Source organism: Amycolatopsis sp. NPDC051371 (assembly GCF_040682155.1).
Taxonomy (GTDB): domain Bacteria; phylum Actinomycetota; class Actinomycetes; order Mycobacteriales; family Pseudonocardiaceae; genus Amycolatopsis.
On the sequence record NZ_JBFBAG010000100.1, the window covers coordinates 1,886 to 9,676 of the forward strand.

The window sequence follows — 7,791 nt, forward strand, 5'->3', positions numbered from 1 at the left end:
TCGTGAGTGAGAAACAGTGTTAGAACACTGTTTCTCACTCACGACCCGCTAGGCGAGGCCGACCGCGAACACGTGCAGGTTGGCGTCGGACGGCAGGGTCACCGAGGCGATCGTCTTACCCGTCGGGGCGTCGAACGGCGCCGTCGCGTAGACCGACGCTCCGCCGCCCTGGCCGCCCGGCTGGTTGCGGTGGTCCGTGCGGGCGACGAGGGTGTTGCCGAACACCGGGTCCGTGCCGCCGCCCGGGAAGACCCAGTCGCCGAACGACAGGTCCGCCTGGCCGGTCGTGCCGTCGGTGAAGGTCACCGTCGCGGACGCCCGGTGGTCGCCGTTCGACGCCGTCCCGATGAACGACAGCCGCGTCCCGGACACCTGGATCGTCTGCCCGGCCGCGACGACGTTGTCCGGCCGTCCCGCCGGAGCCGCGGGCCAGGTGAACGTCGTGCCCACGACCGAAGCCTGCCGACCGCCGACCAAGCCCGCCGCGGCCAGGGCCTGCCGCGACAGGCTGTTCCCGGCGCCGTCGATGTCCGCCGAACCGGTGTCCCCGTCGTCGGAGATGCCCACGTTCGAGTACGCGGCCGCCAGTCCGCCCCGGGGCGCGACCAGCACGATCACCGAGCCGGGCACCGACGTCGAGCCGCCGCGGACCGTCACCGGCACCTGGTAGTAGCCCTCGGGTGTCCCGGCTGCCACCGACACCGTCAGCTTCGCGGTGCCGCTGCCCGTCCGGTCGTCGAGCCGCAGCTGCCGGGGACCGTTGACCGTGATCCCCGCCGGGGCCTGCGTGGACACGTCCAGCACCCGGTCGTGGCCGCCGAGCCGCTGCCCGCTCACCGTGGCCTCGCCGCTGGTGCCGGGTTCGACGACGACCTGGTTGGTCGCGGACGTCAGGAACGGCTTCTCGTTGTCCTGATAGGACGGTGGGGCCGAGTTCGCCGCCCACCGCCGGTCCGGAGTGGACGCCAGCGAGAAGTCCAGCCGTCCGCCGTCGCGCGCGGTGTTCGCGGGCAGGTACGTGCGGTCCCAGTCACGGCCGTTCAGCGACAGGTCGTGCACATATGTCGCCGGAGCCTTCGGCGCGTGGATGTCGATCGTCCGTCCATTCGGGAGGGACAACACCGCCCGCTCGAACAGCGGACTGGCCACGACGAGGTCCGGCGTACCCGGCGTACCCGGGTAGATGCCGAGCGCGGCCCAGACGTACCACGACGACTGCGCGCCGAGGTCGTCGTTGCCCGGCTCGCCGTCCGGGGTCGCGCTGAACAGCGTCGTGGCGATCTCGCGGACGACCTGCTGCGTCTTCCACGGCTGCCCGACGTGGTTGTACAGGAACGGGACGCCGAAGTCGGGCTCGTTGCCGGCCCACATGTTCGGCTCGTTCGGGCCGACGTTCAGCTTCTGGAAGAAGGTGTCCAACCGGGACGCCGTGGCGGCCGGCCCGCCCATCGCCGTCACCAGCCCGGCCGGGTCCTGCGGGACCAGCCAGGTGTACTGCGCGGCGTTGCCCTCGTCGAAGCCGTCCTGGCCGAACTTCCCGGGCGGCGGCGGGACGTACGCCGGACCGTCCGGGAAGCGGCCGTCCTGCGCGCGCGGCTGGAGGTAACCGGTCGCCGGGTTGAAGATGTTCTGCCAGTTCTGGCCGCGCTTGGTGAACTCGCGCGCGACGTCGCGGTCGCCGATGCCCTGCGCGAACCGGGCGATGGCGAAGTCGTCGATCGCCCACTCCAGGGTGATCGACGCGCCGACGCGGGCGTGGTCGCCGCGTGAGGCGTCGTTGTTGGGCAAGTACCCGCGGGCCACGTAGTCGGCGATGCCCCGACGTTCCTGGTACGCGCCGGGCGTGTTGTCGACCGACGTCGCACCCTTGACGAGGTACTTCAGCGCCGTCTTGACGTCGAAGTCGCGCGCGCCGAACGCGTAGAGGTTCGAGAGCAACGCGACCGAGCTGTCCCCGGTCATCTGGCCGGTGTAGTCGTTGGCCATCGGCCAGCGCGGCCACCAGCCGCCCTGCACGGCGTCGTTCGTCAGCGACTGCGCCATGTCACTGGCTTCCTTCGGGAAGAGCATGGCGTGCAGCGGCGCGAGCGAGCGATAAGTGTCCCAGTCGGAGAAGTTCGCGTACTGGTGACGCCCCTTCGGCAACGTCCGGACCTGGTCGTCGAACCCGATGTACCGCCCGTCCGCGTCGTCGAACGTGTTGGGGTGCATCAGCGAGTGGTAGAGCGAGGTGTAGAACGTCTTGAGCTGCGCGGTGTCCTTGCCCGCGACGCGGATCTTGCCCAGCGCCTGCGTCCACTTGTCGCGAGTGGACTTCCGGACCGCGCCGAAGTCCCAGCCCGGGACCTCCGCGGCCGCGTTGGCCTTCGCGCCGTCGACGCCCACGTAGGACATCGACACCTTGGCGTGCACCGCGCTCGCACCACCGAACGTCAGGTACGCGCCGGCCTTCGGCGAGTCGACGCTGTCGGTGTCCGGCTTCACCGACGAGCCGTCCCACGTGCCGTGCGCGGTGAACGGCTGGTCGAAGGTGATGTCGTAGTAGACGGTGTAGGAGTTCGGTTTACCGCAGAAGTTGCCCGTGGTTGCCGAGCCGCTGACCTCGCGGTCGCCGGTGATCTTCAGGTCCGCCTTCGAGTTCCCGGCCAGGCTCGCGCCGCCCTTGACCAGCACCTGCGGAGTCGAGCCGGCCGGGAAGGTGAACGCGGCGAGCCCGGTGCGGGTGGTCGCGGTCAGCTCGGCCCGGACGTTCGAGTCGGCGAGCGTCACGGCGTAGTAGCCCGGCTCGGCCTTCTCGTCGTCGTGGGTGAAGTGCTCGACGCGGTCCCAGGGCGCGCTGCCGACGTCGCCGGTGACCGGCAGGATCGGCACGTCGCCGAACGCGTTGCAGCCGACCGAGGCGTGGTCGAGGCTGAAACCTCGGATCTGGTCGGAGTGGTACTGGTAGCCGGCGTACGCGCCTTGGGTGTCCGGCGAGAACTGCATCATCCCGAACGGCGCCGCCGGACCGGGGAAGTTGTTGATTTCGCCGACCGAACTGCCGCCCCGGCCGGTCCCGATCAGCGGATCGACGTACGCCGAGGGGTCGCTGACCAGCGGAGCACCGGGTGACATCGTTGTCGGAGCCGCTGCGGCGACGGCTGGTGCCCCGATCACGGCCGTCGCGACCAACGCCGCTGTGAACCTGAATCGCACCGATGCCTCCTGCGGCCGACACTGCCCTGGACATCCGACCTTTACCTGCCGCGGACCCGGGGTCAACACTTTGACAAAGACCTGGCTCGTGCCCGGAGGTATGAAGATCCGGTCAGGATCGGGTGGCGACCGTGTCAGGGCGCCTAACCTCGACGCGGTGTGCGCACGTGTACTGGTCGCCGAGGACGACGAGAAGCAGGCCGAGGTCCTCCGGCTCTACCTCGAAAGCGAGGGCCACACCGTCGTGCTGGCCCCGGACGGGCGCGCGGCGCTCGACGAGGCCCGCCGCGAGCGGCCCGACCTGCTGGTCCTCGACGTGATGATGCCCAAGGTCGACGGCCTCGACGTCTGTCGCATCCTGCGCGGCGAGTCCGACGTCGCGGTGCTGATGCTCACCGCCCGGGCGACCGAGGACGACCTGCTGCTCGGCCTCGACCTCGGCGCCGACGACTACCTGACCAAGCCGTACAGCCCGCGCGAGCTGATGGCCCGCGTCCGGACCCTGCTGCGGCGGACGGCGTCGCGCGGCGAACCACCCGACACGGCGTTGCGCGCCGGCGCGCTGCGGCTCGACCCGATCCGGCACGAGGTGTCGATCGACGGCCGCCCGGTGGAGACGACGCCGGGCGAGTTCCAGCTGCTCGAGACGCTGATCCGGCAGCCGGGCCGGGTGTTCACCCGGCGGCAGCTGCTGGAGCTCACCCGCGGCGACGACCGGTTCGTCAGCACCCGGATCATCGACGTCCACGTGCTCAACCTGCGCAAGAAGCTCGAGCCCGACCCGCAGAACCCCGTCTACCTGCGGACCGTGTTCGGCGTGGGCTACAAGCTGACGGCGGACGATGACGCGTAGCTTTCCGCTCCGGCGCAGTCTCGTCGTCCGGCTGACGGCGGTCTCGCTGCTGATCGCGCTGGGCTCGATCGCCGCGACCGCGTGGCTCGCCGTGCAGACCACCACCCGCGCGATCCAGCAGGAACAGGGCCAGGCGCTCTCCGGCGACGCGACCATCTACACCGAGGTGCTCGGCTACGCGGCGGCCAACCACACCTGGGACCAGGTCGGGCCGAAGCTGAAGACGCTGTCGGAGCAGACCGGCCGGCGGGTCGTGGTGACCACCCTCGACCGCCGCGTCCTCGGCGACTCCGGCGGCGCGCCGGTGACCCTGCCGGTGAAGGCGACCGCGTCGGTCGACCCGCTGCACGTCGACCCGGTCCTGTTGCCCCAGGCCGGGACCAGCGGCATCGACCCGCGCGCGGTGGGCCCGTTCCGGCTGCCGCCGAAGGAACGCGACGACCTCGACGGCCTGGCCAAGAAGGCCGTCGCCTGCCTCGACTCGATGGGCATCACCGGCCAGGTGCGGGAGTCGGCGAGCGGGCGGGCGCAGCTCACCGGGACGGACCCGCTCAGCGTCCGCTACTTCGCGGCCAAGTGCGGGATCTACGAGCTGGCCACGCCGACCCCGACCGAGCAGGTCGCGCTCGACAGCCTCAACGAAGCCGTGAACCGCTGCCTGGAGGGCCAAGGGGCGGACGCGGTGAAACTGGACCTCGACCTCGAAGTGCTCGGCAGTCCCGGCCAGGGGCCGAGCCAGACCTGCCTCGACTCCGCCCGCCGCGAGCAGCTCACGCCGTTCGTCGCGCCGCCCGCGCTGCTCTTCACGCTCGGCCCGGGCGGGTCGCAGCTGCCGACGTTCACGCTGTCGCGGGAGAACCTGACGCGGATCCTCGCGGTGACCGGCGGCGTGCTGGTGCTGGCGGCCGCGATCACGGTGCTGGTCGCGCGCCGGCTGTCCCGGCCGCTGCGCGCGCTGACCGAGGCGGCGAAGCAGGACCGGCCGGCGCCGGTGAAGACCCGCGACGAGGTCGGCTACCTCGCCGCCGCCTTCAACGACCTCACCGCGCGCCGCGAACGCATCGAGGAGCAGCGCAAGGCGATGGTCAGCGACATCGCCCACGAGCTGCGCAACCCGCTCAACGTCATCCGCGGCCGGCTGGAGGCAGCCGAGGACGGCCACCTGCCGTTCGACCACGCGCTGTCGGCGTCGCTGCTCGAGGAGACCGTGCTGCTGCAGCACATCGTCGAGGACCTGCAGGACCTCGCGGCCGCCGACGCCGGCCGGCTGCGGCTGCACCCGGAGCCGGTGGACGCGGCCGAGCTGGCCGGCCAGGTCGCCGCCGCGCACGCCGACCGGGCCGCCGAGGCCGGCGTCACGCTCACCGTCTCGGCCCGCGGCGAAACCGGGTTCGAGGCCGACCCGGTGCGCCTGCGCCAGATCGTCGGGAACCTGGTGACCAACGCGGTCCGGCACACGCCGCCCGGTGGCCGCGTGACGATCCACGTCTCGTCCACTGTGGACGAGGTGGTGATCGCCGTCGCGGACACCGGCACCGGCATCGCGGCCGGAGACCTGCCGCACGTGTTCGACCGCTTCTGGCGGGCCGAGAAGTCCCGCAGCCGCCAGACCGGCGGCAGCGGGCTCGGCCTCGCCATCGTGCGCCACCTCGTGCAGGCGCACGGCGGCAGCATCGACGTCGAGTCCGAAGTGGACACCGGATCGACGTTCACCGTCCGGCTACCGAAGCCGGATCTCCGTGGTGAGGGTGCCGGGGTGCGGGACGCGCAGGACGTGCAGCCGCCGGGCGCCGTCACGGAGGAAGGTGACGGCGGTGGCGGTGACGGTCGCGCTCAGGGAAGTGCCCCAGCCGATCGTGATCGTCGTGCGGCCGCGGCGGATCGTCAGCCCTGACGCCGTCGCACTCGCGTTGGCGCCGTGGGCGACCGGGGTGCCGTCGGAGAAGCGCACGTCGTCGCCCGGGTGCAGCACCAGCGGGATCTGCTCGGTGAGCGGCGTGGTGCCCCGGACCGCGCGGGTGACCGTGTCGCGCGTGATCGTCAAGTCCGTCCGGATCCGGCTGTCCAGGCCGTAGCGGACGACGACCGGCGCGGAGCCGGGCACCTTGCGGCTGCCGTCCCACGGGCGGTCGCCGATGGAGTAGGTCGCGTCCAGGAGGCCGCGGGCGTCCGGACTGCCGTTGGGCAGCAGGCTGGCCCAGCACTGCGCGTCGTCCTGTTGCGAGTGGACGACCATGCCCGCCCGCGGGTGCCACAGCATGCCCTGCGCGCCCCGGACGTAGCTCGACGGGCGCGTGCCCCAGAACCCGGCCAGGTACAGCTGCGGTCGCCGCACGTAGACGTAGGTCTGGTTCAGCTCGGCGTCCCGGCGCTGGACGGCGAAGTCGGTGGAGCGCAGGTACGGCAGTTGCCGGATCGACGCCTGCTTCTCGCCGTGCGACGGGAACGCCTCGCCGTAGGAAACGTGGGCGAGGATGCGCGGTGAAGTGTCCTGTTTGGCCGGTCCGATCGCCGGGCCCGGCGTCTTCGCCCACTGCCTGCGCGTCTCGGCGCGATCCTCGCGGGTGGTGAAGAAGGCGGCCAGGTCCGGGACTTCCGGCACGAACAGCGAGCCGAGGTTGGTCCGGTCGGGGTCCGGGATGACGTCGTCGTAGTAGGAGACGTGCGTGCGGCTCGACGTCGCGACGTAGGTCAGCGAGCCCGAGCCGTCCGGTTCGCGGACGACGTTGTAGCCGAACCAGTCCGCGAACTTCCGGGCCATTCCCACGACCGTGCGGTTGCGGGTCAGCGCGTAGATCTCGGCGAGCTCCGGGAGCATCACCTCGAAGTTGTAGTTGATGTCCATCCCGGTCGGCTCGTAGAAGAACCCGGCCGCGCTCTGGCCGTTCACCGCGAGGAACTCGATGCGGTCGTGCAACTGCTTGGACAGGGCGGCGTCCGGGTTCAGCTTCAGCGCCAGCTGCGACGACGACAGCCCGGACGTGTTCTGGTTGGCGTACTCGATCGGGTGTGCCCAGATCGGGTTGGCCGGGTTCAGGAACCACGTCATGCCCAGGTGCAGCGAGGCTTCGAGGTCGGCCCGGCGGGCGGGCAGCGCGTTGACCTGACGCAAGTTGGCGAGGGTCTTCGCGAGGTAGCCCAGGCCGAACCCGGTGGCGGCCTTGGACTTCTCGGTGATCGAGTACTCCGGGAACGAGCCGTCGGCCTGCTGCAGGTTCAGGTAGTGCGCGATCGCGGCTTCGAGACGGTTCCGCAGCGCGGGGTCCAGGTAGTACGGGTTCCACGGCCGGCGGTTCGCGTAGAACCAGCTCAGCGTGTAGACGTGCTCCTGGACGCGGGCGTTGTACGGCTCGCTCGGCGTCCGCCACCAGCCGCCGCCGAAGAACCCCAGGGTGGCGGGATCAGTGCTGACATCGTTGACAATGCCCGGCAAAATGGCGAGATAGGGCGCGAAGCGCTGCTCCGCGGGCGTGAAGAGCCGCCGGACCGGAGCATCGGGCGGCAGCGGGGCGAGCGGCGGGAACGGGCCCACCGGCGGGGGTACCGCGGCGGACGCGGTCCCGGCACCGACGATGCCGAGCACCGTGGCGACGGTGGCCCCGCCGAGGAAGGTTCTGCGATCGATCACGACTGCCTCCTGGGGTTGTGGTGGGGGGGGGGGTTGTGATTTTTTGATATAAGATTTATAACTTAAAACAACCACACCACCAACAGCCCCGGCGGGCTGGCGCGCCGCCGAAGCC

The 7,791-nt window shown here is 71.1% G+C and carries 3 protein-coding genes; 2 read left to right on the plus strand and 1 reads right to left on the minus strand.

What is annotated here, in order from left to right; translation table 11 throughout:
- Positions 1 to 48: 48 nt before the first annotated feature.
- Complete coding sequence (locus AB0M59_RS53115) at positions 49 to 3,195, minus strand: GH92 family glycosyl hydrolase (RefSeq protein WP_364631944.1); 3,147 nt, start codon at positions 3,193 to 3,195, stop codon at positions 49 to 51.
- A gap of 157 nt (positions 3,196 to 3,352) precedes the next feature.
- Between AB0M59_RS53115 and AB0M59_RS53120 the strand changes: the two genes are divergently transcribed.
- Together AB0M59_RS53120 and AB0M59_RS53125 are read left to right on the plus strand one after the other, a co-directional pair.
- Positions 3,353 to 4,048, plus strand: coding sequence for a response regulator transcription factor (locus AB0M59_RS53120; RefSeq protein WP_364631947.1), 696 nt, complete (start codon positions 3,353 to 3,355; stop codon positions 4,046 to 4,048).
- Complete coding sequence (locus AB0M59_RS53125; RefSeq protein WP_364631950.1) at positions 4,038 to 5,942, plus strand: HAMP domain-containing sensor histidine kinase; 1,905 nt, start codon at positions 4,038 to 4,040, stop codon at positions 5,940 to 5,942. Before AB0M59_RS53120 ends, AB0M59_RS53125 begins: the two co-directional genes overlap by 11 nt.
- The last annotated feature ends 1,849 nt before the right edge of the window (positions 5,943 to 7,791 follow it).